The sequence below is a fragment of the Fibrobacter sp. UWB5 genome (assembly GCF_002210295.1).
Classification (GTDB): Bacteria; Fibrobacterota; Fibrobacteria; order Fibrobacterales; family Fibrobacteraceae; genus Fibrobacter.
This window is the reverse complement of the sequence record NZ_MWQH01000003.1, coordinates 88,409-109,193: the sequence shown is the minus strand read 5'-3', so window position 1 is coordinate 109,193 and position 20,785 is coordinate 88,409. Positions and strand designations below refer to the sequence as shown.

Genomic DNA, 20,785 nt, shown 5'->3' with positions numbered 1-20,785 from the left:
ATTTCTAAATTGTAAACAAAGGGTCGAGGACACTGGCATGAGAAATTTATTCCGCCACATCAGCATATTCGCTTGTTCGCTTTTCTGGAGCAACAACGCCAAAATCGGCAATCCATTCAAATTCATTCGCAAATACTGGGCTCAACTGCTCCTTTCTTCTGTCGCCATCCAGATGATTGCCTGCGCATACGGCGGCGAAGACCCCTATGATTATTCATACGATTGCGACCCGGTATTCGACGTCGAAAAATTCAAAAACGAGGGCTACACCGACTGTGAAAAACAAATTGTCGAACAAGCCTTGATTGCTCACGACCTACAAGTCAACCTTGGCAAGCGCGAAGACGCCACCCTTGAGACTTGGAGCGAAACGCGGCGCAAGATCAGAGAAATTGCCGAAACCTGCGACATGAAAAACCTGCAAGCAGAAGGTTCACTCACATCATACTACTGTTCAGACGGAAGAACCTTGAACACCAACTAAAATGACAAGGGAGGGCTCAGCCCTCCCTAAAACCCTCCCTGCACTCGAAACAAGTTTCTTCGTGGGCACCTTCGGTGCAAAAAAAAAACGAATTAAAAAAGGGCCGCATTGCTGCGGTCCTTTTTAATGCTGGTTTGGTTAGGAATTAATCCTTGCCGTACACCTTTTCGGCGTAGGTCACGGTAGCGCCGAGGTATTCGCGGTTCATCTTGGCGATGTAATCCACGGTGATACCCTTCGGGCATGCAGCCTGGCATTCGTAAAGGTTCGTGCAGTTGCCGAAGCCTTCCTTGTCCATCTGAGCGACCATGGCGAGAACGCGCTTCTTGGCCTCGACCTTGCCCTGCGGCAAGAAGCTGAGGTGAGAGACCTTCGCAGAAACGAAGAGCATTGCAGAAGCGTTCTTACAAGCGGCCACGCAGGCACCGCAACCGATACAGGCGGCAGCGTCAAAGGCGCGGTCGGCATCAGCCTTGGGAACCGGAATCGTGGATGCTTCAGGAGCGGCACCAGTGTTCACAGAAACGAAGCCGCCAGCCTGGATGATGCGGTCGAAGGCGGTACGGTCAACGGCGCAGTCACGGATAACCGGGAATGCGGCGGCGCGCCACGGTTCGATCACGATGGTGTCGCCATCCTTGAACTTGCGCATGTGAAGCTGGCAGGTAGTCGTTGCATGGTCAGGACCGTGCGGCATACCGTTGATGACGAGGGAGCACATACCACAAATACCTTCGCGGCAGTCGTGGTCGAAGGCGAAGCCTTCCTTGCCCTGCTTCATCTGTTCTTCGTTCACGATGTCGAGCATTTCCAGGAAGGACATGTCCGGAGAAACATCGTTGATCTTGACAGTTTCGAACTGTCCCTTGGTCTTGGCATCCTTCTGACGCCAAATCTTCAAAGTCAAATTCAGTCCGCTCATTATTTGTAGCTCCTAGTAGCGAGGTGGACGTTATCAAAGGTAAGAGGTTCCTTGGAAAGTTCCGGTGCGACACCGTCGCCCTTGTATTCCCAGGCACCCACGTAGCAGAAGTTCTCGTCGTCGCGCTTGGCTTCGCCTTCCGGAGTCTGGCTTTCTTCGCGGAAGTGGCCGCCGCAAGATTCCTTGCGGTGCAGGGCGTCAAGAGTGAGGACTTCGGCGAATTCGAGGAAGTCAGCCACGCGGCCGGCACGTTCGAGGTTCTGGTTGAAGGAACCTTCGGAACCGAGCACGTTGACGTTTTCCCAGAATTCGGCACGGAGGGCCGGAATCTTCTCGAGGGCGGTCTTCAGGCCGGCTTCGTTACGAGCCATGCCCACGTATTCCCACATGATGTTACCGAGTTCACGATGGATATCGTTAACAGTGCGGTGACCCTTGATGGAGAGGAGCTTGTGGATGCGTTCTTCGGTCTGCTTCTTGCAGTCTTCGAACGCGGCATCGGATTCGGAAACCTTCTCGAGCTTGGTGCCCGCGAAGTAGCCGCCGATGGTGAACGGAATGACGAAGTAACCGTCGGAGAGGCCCTGCATAAGAGCAGAAGCGCCGAGGCGGTTTGCACCGTGGTCGGAGAAGTTGGCTTCACCGAGAACGAAGCAGCCCGGAATCGTGGACATCAGGTCGTAGTCAACCCAGAGGCCGCCCATGGTATAGTGGATGGCCGGGAAGATACGCATCGGGACCTTGTACGGGTCTTCGTCGGTAATCTTTTCGTACATCTGGAAGAGGTTGCCGTACTTGGCAGACACGCCGGCAACGCCCATGCGCTGGATAGCGTCGGCGAAGTCGAGGTACACAGCCTGCTTGGTGTTACCCACGCCGAGACCTGCGTCGCAGACCTGCTTGGCGTTACGGGATGCCACGTCACGCGGAACGAGGTTACCGAAGCTCGGGTACTTTTCTTCGAGGTAGTAGTAACGGTCTTCTTCGGGGATCTGGTCCGGGCTGCGAGTGTCGCCAGCCTTGCGCGGAACCCAAATACGGCCGTCGTTACGGAGAGATTCGCTCATCAAGGTGAGCTTGGACTGCAGGTCGCCGTGGCGAGGAATGCAAGTCGGGTGAATCTGCGTGTAGCAGGGGTTAGCGAACAGGGCGCCGCGCTTGTAGGCACGGAAAGCAGCCGTCACGTTAGAACCCTGGGCGTTGGTAGAAAGGTAGTAGACGTTACCGTAACCACCGGTGCAAAGGCACACAGCGTCACCCACGTGGCTTTCGAGTTCGCCGGTGATGAGGTTACGCACGATGATACCGCGAGCCTTGCCGTCGATCACGACGAGGTCCATCATTTCGCGACGCGGGAACATCTTCACCTTACCGGCGGCAACCTGGCGCATGAGGGCCTGGTAGGCACCGAGCAAGAGCTGCTGACCCGTCTGACCGCGGGCGTAGAACGTACGGGAAACCTGCGTACCACCAAAGGAACGGTTGTCGAGGAGGCCACCGTATTCACGACCGAACGGAACACCCTGGGCGACGCACTGGTCGATGATGAGGTTGGAGTTTTCGGCCAAGCGGTGCACGTTGGCTTCGCGAGCGCGGAAGTCACCGCCCTTCACGGTATCGTAGAACAGGCGGTAAACGGAGTCGCCGTCGTTCTTGTAGTTCTTGGCAGCGTTGATACCACCCTGGGCAGCAATGGAGTGTGCGCGGCGGGGGCTATCCTGGATGCAGAAAGACTTGACATTGTAACCAAGTTCGGCGAGGGATGCAGCGGCAGAAGCACCGGCAAGGCCAGTACCAACCACGATCACCGTGAACTTACGCTTGTTGGCGGGGTTCACGAGCTTGAGTTCGAACTTGTGCTTGGTCCACTTTTCTTCGATGGAACCACCGGGGATTTTAGAATCAAGAATCATTAGTGGGCTCCTTAAAATTAAGCGTTAAAAGAAACTTCGACGGTGCCAACAGAAGGAATCACGAAAGAAGTCTTGGCGGCTTCCTTTTCCTTCTTCATCTGTTCGTACTGCGGCTGGAGGCTGCGGGACTTTTCGATGAGGGCCTGGGTACCCGGCTGGTTAGCGAGGTAGAAGGCTGCAACGGCGGTGATACCGAAACCAAGGGCAACGATAATGCTGTAAGCGATACCGGCGATGTCGATAATCGGGGTCCACTTCTGGTGAGCAATGCCCATGGTCTGGAAGGCAGAAGAAATAGCGTGGAAGAGGTGCATGCCAATCACGAACATGCTGACCACGTAGAATGCAGCCCAAGCCGGGTTAGCAAACATCTGGATGGTGGTGAGCCACATGTCGCGGACGATTTCGCCTTCGGCATTCACATAGAGGTAGTGTTCGCCGAACTTGAGCATCATGAGGTGCTGCACGAGGAAGCCGAGAATGAAGAGACCGGACCAGATCATGGTGAAGGTCGCGAAAGTCTTCTTGCCCTTGCGAGCGTTGACTTCGTAGTCGATGCCACCGCGGGCGACCTTGTTTTCGATCTTAAGCTTAACAGCGAGGAAGATGTGGAGAGCGAAAGCAGCCACCAGCACCAGTTCAACAAGATAAATCATCTTGATCGGGAAGTGGAGCGGGTTGAATCCGGTCAGGAATTCGGTGTAGGCATTGTAAGACGCCTGAGCCGCGGCCTGATCGAAATTCAAGAGCTGGAAGTTACCACACATGTGGCCGAAGATGAACAGGGCGAGGAACGCGCCTGTGCATCCCATGATCTGCTTCTTACCGATGGAAGAGGTAAGATACTTGACGATCCATTGCATTGAGTTGTGTCTCCTTGAGGGGGGTTATTTTTGAAACTTAGAGGACGCAGCAGGCCTTGAGGCTCGGCATTTCGTAGGCGTAGCGTTCGTCTTCCTTGAACCAGAAGTCCAGTTCGCGCTTGGCGGATTCGGGGCTGTCGGAGCTGTGCACGACGTTTTCGGTCATGGAAGGGGCAAAGTCGTAGCGGAGGGTACCGGGTTCCGCCTTAGCCGGATTGGTAGCGCCGTTGATGGCACGAACCTTGGCAATGGCATTTTCGCCGCCGAGGGCGAGCATCACGGACGGGCCCTTGGTCATGTAGGCTTCGAGTTCCGGGAAGAACGGCTTTTCCACGTGTTCGGCGTAGAAACCGCGAGCATCGGCAGAGGTCATCTGGTGCATCTTCACGGCGCAGACGGAGAGGCCTGCAGCGATGTAACGGTCGATAATGCGTCCGATGAGGCCAGACTTGACCGCATTGGGCTTGATCATTGCAAATGTCATTTCCATAGTAGGTACCTTTTGTTTTAAGATGTGGGAAATATAGGATTTTTATTCCTCGGCTTCGATCTTTTTCATCAAGTCTTCGGCAAGTTTTCCGTTGCTCTTGATGTTATCGACAAGCCACTGGGCAGATTCCTTGAGTTCACTGTTCGGATACTTCTGGAGGAATGTTTCTAAAACTTCGAGAGCCTGGTCATTCTGGCCCAAATTTTCGTTGAGCATAAAGCCGCGGCTGAACATGGCCTTTTCTGCATTCGGGCTATCCGGCCACATGGTGTAGAAGGCGTAATAGTCACCTTCGGCATCCAGGAATTCTTCATTTTCGCTCTCGATCTGAGCCATTTCATAAGCGACATGTTCGAATAGGCTGTCGTTATCGGCATAGGCGAACATGACCTTGCGGTATTCGTAGTAAGCGTCAGACTTCTTGCCAGCCTGGTAGAGAGAATCGGCTCGAGCCAGCAGGACGTTCGCAATCATAGTCGGCTTATATTCGGAAACGCCCGTATCGTAAAGGTGAACCGTTGCCTTGGAATAGGCTTCTGCAGCAAATCTCTGAGACATGAGTCTTTCGACTTCGTCGGAACGGCGGGCATAGATTACGGGAACGCTTTCCTCAAAAGTCTTGCCGACATAAAGCATGCGGTATCCCATGTAATATTCATGCTTGTACATATTTACCGGGAAGGCCGCCACCTTACGAAGGTCTTCCTTAGCTTGTTCGTAATTGTAACCTACATGAATCGGGGAACCTACACGGTCGAACAAAGCCTTAAGGGTATCTTCGGGGATGTTTTCGCCACCGAGTTTTTTCTGGATGTAATGTTCGCTCAAGTAATCCCAGCGGGACTGGCGGACCATGGCCCTGTATTCCCAGCTATGGTTCAAATGAGCTTCTTTTGCAGCATCAGCAAAGGCAAACGCTTCGGCAAGCATCGACACGACACGGTCGTGAATGTTGCGGTTCATTGTACGGTGGATAAACTTTTCGTTAAAGCGGATCATATCCGCTTCCGTGAACACGGGCTCCCCTGCCTTGGTAATCAACACGACAGAGGTATCGACATCAAAGTAATAGCCATCCTTGATTGCATTGGCAATACCCACGTCGACGCGGTCAAACGGTTTTAAGCGAGAAGCATCGATACCGGCCAGGTAGAAGACATGGAACGTATTGTCGCTAGCCTTGAGCACAGGCGTTACAAAGCCCGGCTCCTTATCCTTGAGCGTCGGCATCAGCTGAGGCACGACTCCAATGCCATAAGGCAACACGTAATCGACCTTGACGTGTCCAACGTAGCCGCTATCCTTGGCCGTTTTTGCATTCTTGCTATTTGCTGCAGCCACCGACTTGAACTGATCAAGGGTCGGCGTTTCAGTAAACAGGCCTGCAAGTTTCGCGGAATCCGCTTGCACATGGTAAAGTTCATAGCCGGGAACCGTCATGAACTGATCCTGGTGCTTGTTGTAATACACCTTCGGATCAACGGGAGGAAGTTCCTTGATTTCGATATTGTGCTTCGCGAGAAGATCCGTAGACAATTCCTGCTGCAGGGCAACTCGGCGGACATCGGCAAAAGACTTTTTCGCCTTCAGGGAATCTTCGGCAGTCGGATTTTCAAGCTTGAGAGTATCCTTGATATAGGCTGCGAAAGCTTCGGCATTCTTGGAAGCGTAATAGTAGCTTGCCACCAGAGGACGCACCGACAAGAAATCTCCGGTAGAATCTTCGGGGAACATGCTACGGTTGGCGTCGTAGAACTGGCGGAGTTCGGCATCGCTATAAGTCATGTTTTCAGAGACGTAATAGCGCTGGTAAACCATCGTCAGCACGCGAGCGTCAAGGTCGGCGTAGTAAGCCTTCCATTCGTCTTCCAGCTCGGGATATTCTTCAACAGCCTTAGCCGAAAGCGCTGCCTTTGAATACAGATTGTCATAGAGGTACTGATTCTTGACGCCCTTGAGCCCGCCATTTTTCAACAGCAATGCGTAATCTTCTTGATAGACTTTTTCGCCATCGATGCGAGCAAGGATTGTATCCTTGTCGCCGATACCGTTACAGCCGTTCAAAACAAACAGCGAAGCCAATGAAACAAGAGCCAGGAGTTTTGCCTTCATAATTCCTCTGGTTAAGATTTCAAGACAGCAATTTTCGACACTAAGCTACAAAAATTAGCCCACAAAGATACGTCCGTTGCGGAACAACTGCATCCACGGACCGTCTTCGCCCCAGTCTGCCGGGTGCCAGGAGTACTGGCAGGTACGGAACACGCGTTCCGGGTGCGGCATCATCACGAGGGCGCGACCGTCTTCGGAGCAGAGACCGTTGATACCGAAGGGAGAGCCGTTGGGGTTCAGCGGGTAGCGTTCGGTGTATTCGTGCTTGCCATCCACATAGCGGAGCGCCACGAGACCGGTCTTGAGGCATGCTTCGGCAGCTTCGCGGCTAGCGAATTCCGCACGGCCTTCACCGTGGGCCACTGCGATCGGAAGCACGGAGCCTGCCATCCCCTTGAGGAGCACAGCCGGAGTATCTTCGACCTTGAGGCTTGCAAAGCGAGCTTCGAAACGTTCGGAGAGGTTCTGCACAAAGCGCGGCCAGTGCTTGGCGCCCGGAATCAAGTCCTTGAGGTTAGAGACCATCTGGCAGCCGTTGCAGACGCCGAGAGTGAAGGTGTCCTTGCGGTTGAAGTAAGCTTCGAATTCGGCGCGGGCCTTCGGGTTGAAGAGGATGCTCTTGGCCCAGCCTTCGCCGGCACCGAGCACGTCACCGTAGCTAAAGCCACCGCAAGCCACGAGACCGTTGAAGTCCTTCAGGGAAATGCGGCCTTCGAGAATATCGGTCATGTGGACGTCGATGGATTCAAAGCCTGCATTCTGGAAGGCGGCGGCCATTTCGAGTTCGCCGTTGACGCCCTGTTCGCGCAGAATTGCCATCTTCGGACGGCTAGCGTAGTCCTTGATAATCTTTGCAGACGCCGCCACGTCGAAGGTGACCTTCGGCGTGATACCCGGATCGTCCTGTTCCAACTTGAGCTTGTATTCGCTTTCGGCACAATCCGGGTTATCGCGGAGAGCCGCGATGCGGCGGGTCGTGTCGCTCCAGATGGCGCGCAGGTCGGAAAGACCTTCAGCGTAGTCGCCGATGATTAAGTTGTAAGTATCGTTGAGCGTACCGATTTCAGAAACGGTATCGCCCAGGCCGACAGCAGCGAATGCTTCGAACACGGCCTTCAAATCAGCCTTCTTGACCTGGAGTACGGCACCGAGTTCTTCGTTGAACAGGGCGTCAATCAGGTTACCCTTGAGGGCACCGGCATTGAGCGTGACACCCACGTGACCGGCGAATGCCATTTCGGCAACCGTCGTGTAGAGACCGCCATCGCTCTTGTCGTGGTAGGCCATAATCTTGCCTGCGGCATTGAGTTTCTGGATGGTTTCGAAGAAGGCGCGGAGTTCCTGAGCGGAATCGACATCCGGAGCCTTGTTGCCGAGGTTGTTGTAAACCTGAGCGGCGATGGATGCGCCCATACGGTTCTGACCGCGGGCCAAATCAACGAGCACGAGCGTCGAATCCTTATCCTGCAACAGCTGCGGGGTAAGCGTCTTGCGCACGTCGGCACACGGAGCAAAGGCACTGATAACGAGCGAAATCGGAGCCGTCACGCGGTGGCTACCCTTGTCGTCCTTCCACACAGTGCTCATGCTCATGGAGTCCTTACCCACCGGAATCGTAATGCCGAGATCCGGGCAGAGTTCCATACCGATGGACTTCACAGCTTCGTAAAGGTCGGCGCCATCGCCTTCGTAGTTCGGCGTAGCCATCCAGTTTGCGGACAAGTTCACGCGGCCCATATCAGGCACGCAGGCGGCAGCCATGTTCGTGAGGGATTCAGCCACCGTCATACGAGCGGCAGCAGCCGGAGAAATCAAAGCAATCGGAGCGCGTTCGCCCATGCTCATGACTTCACCTTCATAAGTATCGAGAGTTGCAGAGGTCACGGCGCAGTCAGCAACCGGAACCTGCCACGGGCCAACCATCTGGTCACGGCAAATCATACCCGTCACAGAACGGTCACCGATAGAAATCAAGAACGTCTTATCGGCAACGGTCGGGTTTGCAAGCACGCGGTGAGCCACATCCTTGATGGAAGCATCAGCCGGAACCACCGTGGAAGAAAGCGGGCGCTTCTGGCTCTTTTCGTTACGGATCATGCGGGGCGGCTTGCCAAGGAGCACGCCGAGCGGCATGTCGATCGGAGTCGTACCGAAGTGTTTGTCGGTCAGAGTCAAGTGCTTTTCAGGAATAGCCTCGCCCACCACAGCGTACGGGCAGCGTTCACGCTTACAGATAGCGTCGAACACGTCAAGCTTGTCGCCTGCAATAGCGATCACATAACGTTCCTGGGATTCGTTACTCCAGATTTCGAACGGGCTCATACCCGGTTCGTCGTTCGGCACGTTACGCAGTTCAAACTTACCGCCGAGACCGCCATCGTTCACGAGTTCCGGGAAGGCGTTGGAAAGTCCACCTGCACCCACGTCGTGAATGAAGGTAATCGGGTTTTCATCGTTCATCGCCCAGCAGCGGTCGATGACTTCCTGGCAGCGGCGTTCCATTTCGGGGTTTTCACGCTGCACAGAGGCAAAGTCGAGAGATTCATTACCGGCACCGTTAGCCACAGAGCTAGCAGCACCACCACCAAGACCAATGAGCATGGCCGGACCGCCGAGCACGATCAGGTGGTCACCCGGATCGATGTGGCCCTTTTCGATATGTTCATGCTTGATGTTGCCGAGACCACCAGCCAACATAATCGGCTTGTGGTAACCGCGGACTTCCTTGCCGTTCTGGGCATCGACTTCCTGTTCGAAAGTACGGAAGTAACCGAGGATGTTCGGACGGCCGTATTCGTTGTTGAATGCAGCGCCTCCCAGCGGGCCTTCAATCATAATGTCGAGGGCAGAAGCAATACGGGACGGGCTACCAAAGTCCTTTTCCCAAGGTTGGACTGCACCCGGCAGTTTCAAGTTCGAAACGCTAAAGCCCGTGAGACCGGCCTTCGGCTTGGAACCCTTACCCGTGGCACCTTCGTCACGGATTTCGCCACCACTACCGGTAGCGGCACCCGGGAACGGAGAAATAGCCGTCGGGTGGTTGTGGGTTTCGACCTTCATCAAGATGTCGACTTCTTCGTGGTGGAAGTCGTACTTGTTGTTGCGCGGGTCAGCGTAGTAGCGGCCAGCGACAGCGCCCTTCATCACGGCGGCGTTGTCCTTGTAGGCGCTAAAGATGTTGCTGTTGTGGAGCTGGTAGGTGTTCTTGATCATCTGGAACAGGGACTTGTCCTGCTTGACACCATCAATCGTCCATTCGGCACCGAACACCTTGTGGCGGCAGTGTTCCGAGTTGGCCTGTGCGAACATGTAGAGTTCCACGTCGGTCGGATTGCGCTTGAGTTCGGTGAAATTCTTGACCAAGTAATCGATTTCGTCGGAGGAAAGAGCGAGGCCCATTTCCTTGTCGGCCTTCACGAGGGCGTCGCGGCCTTCGGTGAGCACCGGAATCACATTCAGCGGACGCGGTTCTTCCTTGCTGAAGAGAACTTCCAAGGAGGCGGTGTCGGCGAAAACGGCCTGGGTCATGCGGTCGTGAATCTTGGCGGAGATTTTTTCGCGGGCACCGGCGGGAACAGCACCTTCAAACTTTACATAATATGCAATAGCGCGTTCAATGCGCTTGATGGCCGGGAGACCGCAAATGTGAGCGATATCGGTAGCCTTGGAGCTCCACGGGCTGATGGTACCCGGACGCGGGCACACCACAAAGAGTTCGCCTTCGAGAGCCTTGGGTTCGCGGGCCGGACCGTAATGCAGCACCTTCTTCAAAGTTTCGGTTTCTGCATCGGTCAGGTCGGCGGACAAATCCACCACGTGCAGGAATTCAGCGTAAACAGTAGCGACAGAAAGGCCTGCGCTCTTGAAATCGGAAGAAAGTTTCTGGAGACGGAAATCCGACAGAGCCGGCGTACCACGTAAAATGAGCATTATTAACCTCTATTTGTTTTTTACGCGCAAAATTTAGAAATTAGTAGACAGTAGGAAGTAGGAAGTAGACAGAAATAATCGCAACAAAAAACGGCCCGCCGGGCGGGTCGTTTCTTACAATTTTCTAACTCGTTGAGAGTCAAGCGATTAGCGCTTTTTACCCTTCTTGCCTTTTTTGCCCTTGGCAGCCTTGGCGGGCTTTGCAGCCTTCTTCGGAGCCGGAGCTTCTTCGACGGCTTCTTCTGCGCCTTCTTCGCCTTCTTCAGCTTCTTCGATTTCTTCGCCCGGATTACCGACGAGAGCGTTCACGTTCACGGAGACGAGGCCTGCAAGAGACTTGACTTCGGTCTTCTTGTCGACTTCGACCTTGGAGAACTTGGAGATGATGTAGTAGGCGCCCGTAGCTTCAAAGCGGCGAGTCATGTTCGCAATGCTCATGGAGCCCTTGGTAGACGGGAAATACTTGGATTCCAGGCGAGCCTGATCCTGAGAAGTCTTTACAGACTGCACGGTTTCGCAAGCCAAGGACCACACGCCCTTGTTCACATCGATAGAGTTATTCACGTATTCGATGATCTTGGAGGCCCCCTTGTAGGAGTTGGTGGTGGTCTTGGTGTAGTGTTCCGTAGCCTGAGACACGTAGCTACCCTTCTGCATTAAAAGCGTTGCAAGGAGAGCGATAACCAGAACGGTGAGTGCAATAGAAATATTCTTTACGTTCATTTTCACAACTCCTTATTCGAAATGGTAGGCCGCGGGGGCTTCGAGCTTAAAGTGTTCGGCCATATTGTAGTTGGCAAGAGCGCTATAGTCACTGGACTTGAGCTTGCCCTTTGCAAACGTGAACGAAATGACGCAGTTCTTACCGCAAGCCACTTCCTTGACGCCACCTTCGCTCTTCAAGAGGAACTTGTCGGCAAGGCCGGCCTTTTCGTAAATGGAATTCTGAGCCTGAGCCGGAATGCCGGCAGCTTCATACATGTAGGAAAGTTGCTTGAAACGGGCATCCTTATCGCCTTCGATAGCCTTGACGGCGGCATCAAAAGCGGCTTCGGTCTTTGCTGAGGTCAAGGTTGCATAGACAAGACGCCATGCCATACCGTACTGGTCCACGGCCTTCCACTGTTCCTGAACGGCACCGTTGGAAAGTTCAAGGTAAGCATCCACCTGTTCCTTCACAGTCTTCTGTGCCTGATCGTTGTACTGGCCCTTCAGAACCATCATCAAGGCAAACAAGCCGATAATGAGCACAATATCGACAATCATCAAAATTTTGAATTTCTTTTTGTCCATAGGTATCCTTTTGCAAGTTTTTTGCATATAGAATTTACTTCCAAAATAAAAAAAAACAAGCAAACTTTCCGAATTTTAAGGCTTTTTTACAGAAAACACCCCCTTTTTTAGTATATTGCAGCCCATGAGCGAACAAGAAAACAAAGAAATGCTCCCATCGCAGGTCATTTTCGAAAACCTGAAGGAGCTTATCAGGGCTAAAAATACAGCCCACGAATCCATGTTCAAATTCCACTGGAAAAAGATGTGGCCGTTCAGCCTGTTCTGGCCGCAAGTGGATTTCGAACGTATCGTTCGACTCATGAGCGAAATCCGCAAGAACGCCATCAACCAGAAGAATCTTGTACTACAAGCTCAAGGCAAGGCGAAGGATTTTGAAAAGACATTCCTGAACGCGGTTCCCGCTTACCTGGACGCTCTCGATATTTCTTGCCAGAAACTCTCTGCCGCCGCCCAATGGAAGCAGGACATGCTGATGAAGAAAATCCACAAAGATGTCAAGCTCCGCCGCGACGTGTCGGAATGGAGCCGAATCCTGAAGGAATATGAAGATGCACAAGGCAACCTGGTTCGCGCCGGCGCCATTGTGCAAATGGGCTGGGGCGAAATTATTCAGGCTACAAGCTGTAAATGATGTGGAATGTGGAATGTGGAATGACAAATTACACATCACACATCACACATTACACATTTAAAAAGAGTGCTTTCGCTAGATTCAACCGCCATTTGATTTTCTGGAAAACGCCTGCAGGAGAATTTCCGATATGCGTCGCATTGGTAGAATGTTGACGGTATTCCACCAGCGGTTCGTCCATAGACTTCACCTTGAAATTCTTTTCGGCCACAACGCCAAGCCATTGATCGTGCATCGGAAGATTCTTGGGGAACGGAAGTGCCTTGTCCAGGATATTTCGACGGAACGCCATGCAGCAACCCGTAAAGGTATTCTTCCACCAGTTGGCGACTACCCCACTCCTGTAGGCGCGAATATCGCTCAATTTGCCGGAGCAAACCCAAGAAGAATCTGACTCGCCGGAAGGGCGAAGCATCCACGCGTCATGAGTCACCAGGTCAGCCTCATTCAGCGCCGCAAGAGTCTTCTCCACTTTTCCCGAAAGCCAGATATCATCTTGGTCTGCAAGGAAAACGATTTCACCCTTGGACGCCTGCAGCGCACGCTCGTAATTGTAGATAACGCCCAAATGCTTTTCGGCAGGCAGCACGCAGATTCGAGAATCTCCGAGAGATTCCACTACAGCGAGCGTATCGTCAGTAGAACCGTCGTCAGCAATGACAATTTCGGCATCAGGCGACAACTGCGAAAGAATGCTTTCGAGCTGTTCGCGGATAAACTTGCCGCCATTGTATGTCGCCATGCAGACTGAAATCATTTTCGCCCTACCGTTTTAACAGGAACTTCGGAATGAATAATTTGGGCAGGCGTTTGAGGAATGCCGGACTGAACGAAGCCAATTGCGGCAAGCGTCTGAGCGCTTCGCCCTTTTGCGCGTACGCCAGCATCGAGAACCAGTTCGCCTTCCAGTTCTTGACTGCCTGCGGGTAAAGCTTATGATCCTTGTACAATTCAATAATGCGCAAGAACTCTGCATACATGCGATTGTGATTGGCATGCAAGTTGTTCCCGTGAGTGCGATAATGGCAACACACGACATCGGGCGTCACAGGCTGCGGACCGTACTCATAAAGCAATTTCAGGAACAGCGGATAGTCTTCAAAGAAGAATCTGGAATCGTACCCGCCCACGCGGCGTACCGCCTCGACCGAAAGCATCTCGGCGCAACCATGCAGCGGCTTGAGCCCTAACAGGAATTCTTCAAAATGGATTTCGGGCACCGCTTTCAAGTAAGCCGGATCCACTTGTTCGGCCACGACACCGTCTTCGCTCATGGGCTTTACCTGCCCGAAGCAGGCCACTGCATTCGGATGGGCTTGCAAAAATTCCGACTGTTTTCTCAAACGGTCCGGCGGCATGATATCATCGGACGCAAACGTACAGAAATACTTGCCGCGAGCATGTTCCAGCAATTCATTCAACGTCGCGATAACGCCCCTGTTTTCACGATGAATAAAGCGGAACTTGAATTCTTCGGAAAGCTTTTTCAAGATTTCGGGAGAGCTATCCTTGCTACCATCGTCAAGAGCTATCAGTTCAAAAGCGACACCCTTTTGCGAAAGAATAGAACGAACTGCCACTTCAACATATTTCTCGTGATTATAACTCGTCAGGAGCACCGAAACAACAGGCGGAAGCTCACGCTGTTCGGTTTCTACCCCCTGCGCGAAAGCCTTCACGTAAACGTTTTCGGTCATCTTCTGTGCAAACATGTTCGTTACGGAGTATTCCATTTAAGCCTCCTTACCAAAATGTAAAGCACCACAAAATAGACGAAATTTTCAAACGCGTAAGAAGCCATCGGGCCGTTAAATTCAACGAACTTGATTCCCACAAAAGTGCCTGCGGCCAGCAACAATTCTGAGCCCACTTCTACAGACAGAAACGCCACCGTTTCACGACGGGCAATCAGCACGAGCGCAAGCGCAAAGCCACCAGCCCTAAAGAAATCGCCCACCAGTTGCAAAGGCAAGTAATCGACCGCACCCATGTACGCCTGCGAAAACAGCACTTGTACCAGGATACTACGGCCAAAGTACAGGGCAGCAATCATCGCAAGCGAAATTCCCATAATGCGAAGCAGCAACGGATTAAACATCTTGAAAAAATCTCCGCGGCTCATGCTTGCAGAAACCCGCGGCAAGATAATGACCGTCAAAATGGCAGACATCGCCATGAACAAAAAGTCAGAAACTTTCCATACGCTCTGCCAGATGCCAGCCGCATCGTTTCCAAAATGGTAAGCCACCATAGTACGCATCAAAGTGAGCACCACGGGCGTCATCACCATCGGAATCAGGCCCATTAAGGCATACGAAAGCCACGGTTCACGCGTATCAAGCGCCGTTTTCCAAATTTGATTGATGCTAAAACCGGCTCGGCTAGAAATTCTACCCGCAAAAATGGCCGCCACAATCGACTGGGTCGCAATAATTGAAAGCACCGACAGTCGCCCCGTATAAAGGAAAAACGCCACCCAAATCACTTGCCACACCGACGTTACGATATTGATCAGTGCCCACTTGTGATTTTCGCCAAGGCCGTTCATAACGGCAGCTGTAATCGTAATGATGTTTGTCGACAAGATACCCGGCAACGCAAAGAGAATCGCCGCCTGTGCAAGACGCGTCGGAACACCCGGCAACAGGGTTTGCAAAGGCGCCATAAAGCAAAACAGGACAGCTACAACAAACGTGAAAAGGCTAGCAAAAGTAGTTAGACGAAAACCGCCACGCCAAATGCCCAGCAATTTTTCACGATTGTCCTTATTCTGCGCCGTCAGAGCAGTCCAGCCGTTCTGCAAGGCAAGCGAAGACGTCGCCGAGCCAATGCTCATGAAATTCAGGAACTGCCCTACGCATGCAAATGCCGCCGGCGGCAGGAATATCGCAAGCAACTTGTTGATCGCAAAAGCACGCAGCGCGTTGAACAACGTGACTGCACCGGAGCCGGCAAAAAGTTTTGTAAAGTTCAAATCAGACTGCATTTAGGCAAATTCGTTCAAGGATTCAATGACGTAAGAAACTTGATCGTCGGTCAGGGACGGTCCCATGGGAATGCTGAGTTCGGTCTTTGCCAATTTTTCGGCAATGGGTAACGCGCTATGACGGAGTTCACCGCGGACAACCGCTCCGGAAAAAGCCTCTTGCAAATGCGGCGGAATCGGATAATGAATCAATGTTTCGACTCCGCGAGCCTTCAAAAACTTTTGCAGTTCGTCTCGGCGTTCACAGAACACCGGGAAAACATGCCATACATGCGACTTCGGATTTTGAGGACCAGGCGTTACTCGCACCAGCGGGTTCTTTATTTCGGCACAGTAGCGGGCCGCAATTTGCTGACGGCGCGCATTCCAGGAATCCAGATGCGGGAGTTTTGCAAGCAGTATGGCAGCCTGGATTTCGTCCAGACGGGAATTCACGCCTACATACTTATTCACATACTTCTCGACAGAGCCATAATTGCCGAGGGACCTTACCACTTGGGCAAGTTCCAAGTCGTCGGTCACGACAGCACCCCCGTCACCCATGGCGCCGAGGTTTTTGGTCGGATAAAAGCTGTAAGCCGCCGCGTTGGACGAATAGGGCACGCCACAAGCTCCGTGAGCCTGGGCGGCATCTTCAAACACAAGCAACCCGCGTGATTTTGCAAATTCACAAACGGCGGGCATATCCGTCAAGCGGCCGTACAAGTGGACCACCAAAATGGCACGGGTCTTTTCCGAGCAAGATTCCGCCAATCGGGACACATCCAGCACACAAGTTTCAGGATTCGGTTCTACCAGCACTGGCACAAGCCCTGCCGCACGCACCGCCAAAACGGTCGCCACAAAAGTATTCGCCGGAACAATCACCTCATCGCCCTGTTGCAAGCGACCCAGTTGAATAGAAGCCCTCAACATCAAAGTCAGCGCATCGAGGCCATTGCCTACACCGACACAGACCTTTGCACCGCAATAAGCGGCAAAAGCCTCTTCAAAGGCCGAGCAACGCGAACCGCGAATATACCAGTTTGACTTTATAACAGCATCAACGGACTCCGCCAAAGACGAGCCCAAGTCGCGTTCCACGTAGTCTAGCGAATAAAAAGGAACCTGAATCATCAATAGGAAAATAGTAAAATTAGTACCTCAAATAACCAGTAACGCAGAACAATCCACTTTTTTGCTTTATCATTTGCTATTTTACAGGCATGTACGAAATTTTGCCCTACAGCCCCGAAAAAGAATCGCGCTGGGACCGATTCGTCATGGATGAATCCATGAACGGGACATTTTTGCAGACTCGCAAATTCCTGAACTACCATCCGGAAGGCAGGTTTTCTGACGCCTCGTTCCTGATCGAAAAGAGCGGAATCGTTGTCGCAGTCGTTCCCGGTTGCAACGTCGAGGGCAATTTTATTTCGCACCAGGGTTCTACTTTTGGCGGTCCCGTTATTTCCAGGGATTTTTATTCCGGAAACAAGATTCTTGAAATCATCCAGGTCATGAACGACCATATCGAAAAGAATTTCAAGGGAATCCGCCTCAAGCCCACCGCCCCGATTTTTGCGACCGCCCCCACAGAGCTGTTGGAATACGCACTAGAAAACAAAGGTTTTACGCGGCACACCGAACTCAGCTGCTACACGCCGCTGAGCAAGGATGTTGACCCGCTTGAAAACTGCAAGCGCGAATGCCGCCACAATTATAGGCAAGCCGAAAAACTGAACCTCACCTACGGCGAAATTCCCGACAGCGAAATGGAAAAGTTCTACGAATTTCTGGTCCTTTCGAAGGCTCGCCACAACACCAAGCCCGTTCATACTTTGTCTGAACTGCGAGACCTCAAGGGAAGGTTCCCCGAAGAGATTCTTTTCCGCGGAATCTGGAAAGGCGGCGTTTACCTTTCGGGCATGATGATTTTTGTTTTCAGGCAGGCAAAGACTTACCACTTTCAGTACCTCGCACCTGACGACAACCAGCGAGAAACCAATGCCACGACGGCATTGTACGTAAACGTCATGCGCGAAGCCGCCCAGAACGAGTTTGAAAGATTCTCCTGGGGAATTTCGACAGAAGACGGAGGTAAATACCTGAACGAGAACCTTTACCGGTTCAAGGAAAACTTCGGAGCGCTCCCCTGCCTGAACGCTAGATTCGAGAAGTAATTCCGGTCTTATTTTCCGTTCACTTCTTTTATAAAGTCTTCGTATTCGTAGATGTAGTCCGATTCGTCGTAATGTTCGGACGCAAGGACCATGCAAACCGCACCCGACGAGAAATTCTCGATTTCACGCCAATGCATGGTCGGAATATAGAGACCATGGTAGGAGCGGTTCAGCGAGTACTTGGTACGGGTCTTGCCGTCGTCCAGAACCACATCGAAACTACCGCTTGCGGCAATGATCAGCTGACGGAGATTCCTGTGGGCATGACCCCCACGGGTAGTGCCACCGGGGACATCGTACAGGTAGTACAGGCGTTTGATGTCAAACGGAATCAATTCGCCCCCTTCCACGACGCTCAGGTTGCCACGCTGGTCATGGGCAATGGGAATATCGATCAAACGGGGTTCTTTCAGCTGTTTTTCGGTCCAATCCATGCCCCTAATATAACAAAACCGACCTCGGAAGGAGGTTCGGCTTGAAAAAACTCCAAAAATTGCTATATATGGGACTCCAAACTAGTGCATGTCGCGCCAAGCTCTGCCAACATGCATGTTAACCAAAGAGCTTCCTTTAACGAGGTAAACATGTCCTCTTTCCGTGGACCAAAAGGTAAGGTAGCCCGTTCTCTCGGACTCGCCGTCTCTCAGAAGACTCAGAAGGCTCTCGATCGCCGCAACTTTGCACCCGGCCAGCATGGCCAGACCCGCAAGAAGTCTTCTTCTGTGTACAAGCAGCAGCTCGTTGAAAAGCAGCGTCTGCGTTTCACCTACAACATTTCCGAAGCTCAGTTGGCCAAGGCTTATGACGAAGCCAACCGTCGCGCCGGTTCTGCTGGTGACAACCTGATGATCTTGCTCGAAACCCGTCTGGACGCCCTCGTCTACCGCATGGGCTTTGCTCGCACGATTTTCGCTGCTCGTCAGTATGTCGCTCACGGCCACTTCACCGTGAACGGTGTTCGCAGCTACTCTCCGTCTCGCCAGATCAAGGCCGGTGACGTGATTGCAGTTCGCGAAGGCTCTAAGGAACACGTTCAGATCAAGGAAGCCATTGCTAACGCTCCGGCTACCCCTGAATACGTGACTGTTGACGCTGGCAAGATGGAAGGCTCTCTCGTGAAGCTCCCGCTCCGCGACCAGATCCCGGTCAAGCTCGAAGAACAGCTCGTCGTGGAATACTACTCCAGGTAGTAACCACTCAAACCAAGAGTTTGGACACCCTGCTTCAGCAGGGTGTTTTTTTTTGCATTCACAAAAACAGACGGCCGTCAAAAACATATATTTATCTTACGAAGTGAGAAAATACGATGGCCTCGTTTAAGAGTAGACAAAATATAATGGTGATCGAAGACGATCCGAATTGCCAGGAAATTCTCCAGAACGTCCTGGAAGAGTCTTACAATATCACCGTAGTCGGCAACACGCAAGAAGCCTTGCTTTTGTTGATGGACGCCCCCACGACCTATTCCCTTATTTTACTAGAGCTGGAACTGCCCGACGATGCCTGCATCGAATTTTTAAAGCAACGAAGCGCCCAAAGCTTTTTGCAGAACATTCCCGTTATCGTCATTACAGGAGAAGGCGATGACAACGGGTGTTACAAACTGGGCGCCGACGAATTCATACGAAAGCCCCTGAACACCCCCGATATTATTCTCGCCCGCTGCGAGCGCACCATGGCTTTATACGAAAGCAAGAACCTGGTGCAACAGACCGAAAGGGACAAGCTCTCGGGACTTTATACCATTGACTATTTCTTTGAATACCTGAAGCAGATACTCCCGCTGGACATGGGGTCTGATCGTGATGCCATCGTGATTGACGTGGAGCATTTCCGCCTGATCAACGAGATTTACGGACGCGGTACCGGAGACCAGGTCTTGGCGGAAATCGGCGCCTACTTGCAGCAAGTGCTTACCAACCTGAACGCGATTGCCTGCCGCGCAAGCGCAGACGTTTTCTACGTATACTGCATTCACCAAGATGACTACCAAGAGCTTCAGACAGCGCTTCAGACTATTCTTACCCATTATATCAAAGTAAGCAATATCCGAGTCCGTGTGGGCGTATGGCATTACGTAGAACGAGGAATGATTGACCCCGAAACATGGTTTGACCGTGCCAAGAGCGCTTGCGACCGCATTAGCGGAAACTTTACGATTTCTGTATCCACATACAACAGTGGACTACACAGTAAGCATCTTCGCGAAGAACGCTTGATCAGGGACGTTTACGAAGCGATTGAACGCAAGGACTTGAGGGTGTACTATCAGCCCAAGTATGCTATTCAAGGCGACAAGCCGCACCTGCGCAGTGCCGAGGCGCTCATCCGCTGGATTCACCCGACACTCGGCTTTATCAGCCCGGGCGACTTTATTCCTTTGTTCGAATCGAACGGCCTGATCCAGATGGTGGACTACTACGTGTGGAAAGAAGCCGCCGCCCAAATCCGCCGCTGGAAGGACGAATATGACTTTACCGTTCCCGTGTCGGTAAACGTTTCGCGTATTGACATTTACGATCCGGATCTTGAGAACAAATTCTGCAACATTTTGAAAGAGAACAACCTTTCGCCCAGCGAGTACATGATCGAAATTACCGAAAGCGCCTACGCCGAAAACGCACAGGGCTTAATCGAAGTGCTCGACAGCATGCGCAAGAAAGGGTTTAAAATCGAAATGGACGACTTTGGTACCGGCTATTCTTCGCTCGGCATGCTGACCGAAATTCCTATCGATATTCTGAAAATCGATATGTCTTTTGTCCGCAGCATGGAAAAGCACGAAAAGAACAAGAGGATGGTGGAACTGATTATCGACATCGCCAAGTTCTTGAAGGTTCCTTGCGTTGCCGAAGGTGTCGAAACTGAATCTCAGCTGCGCGCACTCAGAAGAATGGGTTGCGACGTAATTCAGGGCTATTTCTTTTCGAAACCGGTGGCGCCTGAGGATTTCGCCAAGTTTATTGAAAAAGAAAAGAGCCTGTGGACTAAGTAAG

At 52.3% G+C, this 20,785-nt stretch carries 18 protein-coding genes; 5 read left to right on the top strand and 13 right to left on the bottom strand.

Annotated elements, in window-relative coordinates; genetic code table 11:
• Positions 1–37 precede the first annotated feature (37 nt).
• Positions 38–484 carry a hypothetical protein gene (locus B7989_RS06620; protein ID WP_088627760.1) on the top strand — a complete coding sequence of 149 codons (447 nt, stop codon included), beginning with the start codon at positions 38–40 and terminating at the stop codon, positions 482–484.
• 145 nt (positions 485–629) lie between these two features.
• On the opposite strand, the gene B7989_RS06615 is transcribed toward B7989_RS06620, so the two are convergent.
• The 8 genes from B7989_RS06615 to B7989_RS06580 form a co-directional block, all read right to left on the bottom strand.
• On the bottom strand, positions 630–1,406 hold the full coding sequence (locus B7989_RS06615; RefSeq protein ID WP_014547104.1) for a succinate dehydrogenase/fumarate reductase iron-sulfur subunit: 777 nt from the start codon (positions 1,404–1,406) through the stop codon (positions 630–632).
• Entirely contained in the window at positions 1,406–3,319 is a 1,914-nt protein-coding gene (locus B7989_RS06610; RefSeq protein ID WP_072978799.1) for a fumarate reductase/succinate dehydrogenase flavoprotein subunit, read from the bottom strand. The genes B7989_RS06615 and B7989_RS06610 overlap by 1 nt, the downstream gene beginning before the upstream one ends.
• Before the next feature lie 17 nt (positions 3,320–3,336).
• Complete coding sequence (locus B7989_RS06605) at positions 3,337–4,182, bottom strand: succinate dehydrogenase cytochrome b subunit (protein ID WP_088627759.1); 846 nt, start codon at positions 4,180–4,182, stop codon at positions 3,337–3,339.
• A 37-nt stretch (positions 4,183–4,219) separates the two neighbouring features.
• Positions 4,220–4,672 carry a nucleoside-diphosphate kinase gene (ndk, locus tag B7989_RS06600; protein ID WP_072797367.1) on the bottom strand — a complete coding sequence of 151 codons (453 nt, stop codon included), beginning with the start codon at positions 4,670–4,672 and terminating at the stop codon, positions 4,220–4,222.
• A 42-nt stretch (positions 4,673–4,714) separates the two neighbouring features.
• Entirely contained in the window at positions 4,715–6,784 is a 2,070-nt protein-coding gene (locus B7989_RS06595; RefSeq protein ID WP_088627758.1) for a peptidyl-prolyl cis-trans isomerase, read from the bottom strand.
• Positions 6,785–6,838: 54 nt separating this feature from the next.
• A complete protein-coding gene (gene purL, locus B7989_RS06590; protein WP_088627757.1) occupies positions 6,839–10,714 on the bottom strand; it encodes a phosphoribosylformylglycinamidine synthase in 3,876 nt (1,291 codons plus the stop codon).
• A gap of 147 nt (positions 10,715–10,861) precedes the next feature.
• The gene (locus B7989_RS06585; protein ID WP_073320609.1) at positions 10,862–11,437 is read right to left on the bottom strand and encodes a hypothetical protein; all 576 of its coding nucleotides are present in this window, start codon (positions 11,435–11,437) and stop codon (positions 10,862–10,864) included.
• Between the two features lie 12 nt (positions 11,438–11,449).
• Positions 11,450–12,007 carry a hypothetical protein gene (locus tag B7989_RS06580; protein WP_088627756.1) on the bottom strand — a complete coding sequence of 186 codons (558 nt, stop codon included), beginning with the start codon at positions 12,005–12,007 and terminating at the stop codon, positions 11,450–11,452.
• A gap of 124 nt (positions 12,008–12,131) precedes the next feature.
• On the opposite strand from B7989_RS06580, the gene B7989_RS06575 reads away from it, so the two are divergent.
• Positions 12,132–12,641, top strand: a complete 510-nt coding sequence (locus tag B7989_RS06575) for a hypothetical protein (RefSeq protein WP_088627755.1) — start codon at positions 12,132–12,134, stop codon at positions 12,639–12,641.
• A gap of 49 nt (positions 12,642–12,690) precedes the next feature.
• Here the strand turns inward: B7989_RS06575 and B7989_RS06570 are convergent, their stop codons facing one another.
• Genes B7989_RS06570 through B7989_RS06555 form a run of 4 tightly spaced genes read right to left on the bottom strand, consistent with a single transcriptional unit; the run spans position 12,691 to position 16,743 of the window.
• The gene (locus tag B7989_RS06570; RefSeq protein ID WP_088627754.1) at positions 12,691–13,398 is read right to left on the bottom strand and encodes a glycosyltransferase family 2 protein; all 708 of its coding nucleotides are present in this window, start codon (positions 13,396–13,398) and stop codon (positions 12,691–12,693) included.
• A 7-nt stretch (positions 13,399–13,405) separates the two neighbouring features.
• Positions 13,406–14,374, bottom strand: a complete 969-nt coding sequence (locus B7989_RS06565) for a glycosyltransferase family 2 protein (RefSeq protein WP_233144284.1) — start codon at positions 14,372–14,374, stop codon at positions 13,406–13,408.
• On the bottom strand, positions 14,359–15,627 hold the full coding sequence (locus B7989_RS06560; protein WP_233144283.1) for an O-antigen translocase: 1,269 nt from the start codon (positions 15,625–15,627) through the stop codon (positions 14,359–14,361). The genes B7989_RS06565 and B7989_RS06560 overlap by 16 nt, the downstream gene beginning before the upstream one ends.
• Complete coding sequence (locus B7989_RS06555; protein ID WP_088627753.1) at positions 15,628–16,743, bottom strand: DegT/DnrJ/EryC1/StrS aminotransferase family protein; 1,116 nt, start codon at positions 16,741–16,743, stop codon at positions 15,628–15,630.
• 89 nt (positions 16,744–16,832) lie between these two features.
• Between B7989_RS06555 and B7989_RS06550 the strand changes: the two genes are divergently transcribed.
• Positions 16,833–17,789 carry a GNAT family N-acetyltransferase gene (locus tag B7989_RS06550; protein WP_088627752.1) on the top strand — a complete coding sequence of 319 codons (957 nt, stop codon included), beginning with the start codon at positions 16,833–16,835 and terminating at the stop codon, positions 17,787–17,789.
• Between the two features lie 8 nt (positions 17,790–17,797).
• On the opposite strand, the gene B7989_RS06545 is transcribed toward B7989_RS06550, so the two are convergent.
• Positions 17,798–18,223, bottom strand: a complete 426-nt coding sequence (locus B7989_RS06545; protein ID WP_088627751.1) for an FdtA/QdtA family cupin domain-containing protein — start codon at positions 18,221–18,223, stop codon at positions 17,798–17,800.
• A gap of 150 nt (positions 18,224–18,373) precedes the next feature.
• On the opposite strand from B7989_RS06545, the gene rpsD reads away from it, so the two are divergent.
• Positions 18,374–18,979 carry a 30S ribosomal protein S4 gene (rpsD, locus tag B7989_RS06540; protein ID WP_085534877.1) on the top strand — a complete coding sequence of 202 codons (606 nt, stop codon included), beginning with the start codon at positions 18,374–18,376 and terminating at the stop codon, positions 18,977–18,979.
• Between the two features lie 146 nt (positions 18,980–19,125).
• Entirely contained in the window at positions 19,126–20,784 is a 1,659-nt protein-coding gene (locus B7989_RS06535) for an EAL domain-containing response regulator (protein WP_158212877.1), read from the top strand.
• Position 20,785 lies beyond the last annotated feature (1 nt).